Origin of the sequence: Collinsella aerofaciens, assembly GCF_039752955.1 — a bacterium.
In the GTDB taxonomy this organism is placed as follows: Bacteria; Actinomycetota; Coriobacteriia; order Coriobacteriales; family Coriobacteriaceae; genus Collinsella; species Collinsella aerofaciens_BI.
The window spans coordinates 1-1044 of the sequence record NZ_JBDMHB010000091.1 but is presented as its reverse complement, the minus strand read 5'-3'; the positions used below and the strand labels follow the sequence as shown (position 1 = coordinate 1044).

The 1044-nt window shown below is 65.3% G+C and carries 2 protein-coding genes; both read right to left on the bottom strand.

The window, feature by feature from the left end; genetic code table 11:
• Window positions 1-824, bottom strand: an 824-nt coding sequence (locus tag ABHR75_RS09925; protein ID WP_430392729.1) for a PTS system mannose/fructose/sorbose family transporter subunit IID, incomplete at its 3' end; no start/stop codon positions are given.
• The coding region (locus ABHR75_RS09920; RefSeq protein WP_138374561.1) for a PTS sugar transporter subunit IIC at window positions 814-1044 on the bottom strand (231 nt) is incomplete at its 5' end. The genes ABHR75_RS09920 and ABHR75_RS09925, both read right to left, overlap by 11 nt.

The window sequence follows — 1044 nt, the reverse complement described above, 5'->3', positions numbered from 1 at the left end:
TACGCCAGCACGCCGAAGAACGCGCCGATGATGCCCACGACCATGGTGGCCACGATCAGCACCATGGGGTTGATCTTCTTGGACAGCAGCCAGTAGTACAGCCAGAAGGCGATCATGCCGAGCATGCCGGGCATGATGCCGTCCAGGATGTCCTGGAGGGTCTGGGCGTCGTCGCCCGAGCCGATGGCCACCGGGATGCTGGCCCAGAACATGTCCTTGCACATGGCGCCCACGACCATGACGCCCACGATGCCCACGCAGGTCATGATCTTCTGCATGAGGCCGGTCCTCTGGGCCTCGTCCAGGAAGCCAACGCCCAGCTCGTAGCCCTTGACGGCGCCCCAGATGCGCAGCGCGAAGCCGGGGACGTTGTAGATGAGCAGGAAGGCGATGGGGCCGAAGGGGTTGCCGGCCTGGCACAGGCTGATGCCCACCGCGGCGGCGACCACGCGCAGCGTCGACAGGAAGATGGAGTCGCCGATGCCGGACAGCGGGCCCATGAGGGCGGCCTTGACGTCGTTGACGCTCTCGGGCTCGATCTCGCCGCGGGCGACCTTCTCCTCCATGGCCATCGCGATGCCGCCGACGAACGGGGCGAACTGGACGGTGATGTTGAAGAACGCGCAGTGGCGGTGCAGGGCCGCGGCGTAGTCGTCGGGGCGGCCGGCGTAGATCTTCTTGAGCATGTTGGCGACCATCAGGCAGAAGGCGATGTTCATCTGCTTGTAGTAGGTCCAGGAGAACTCCATGCCCAGGGCGCCGACGTTGACGGCGCTCTTGACGAGGTCGGAGCGCGTGATCTTGTTCTCGGGACTAGAAGTCATCGTCCTCATCCCCTTCCGCGGAGAGCTGGGGCTGGGCTCCGCCCAGGCCGAGCAGGTCGAACTTGTCGATGCCGATGATGATGGCGATCAGGGCGACGCCCAGGACGGGCACGTTGGCGTAGGAGCACAGCAGGAAGCCCAGGAAGTAGAAGGGCACGAGCTGCTTGGTGAGCACCAGGCGGCCGAGCATGGCGAAGCCCATGGCAGGCAGGATGTTGGC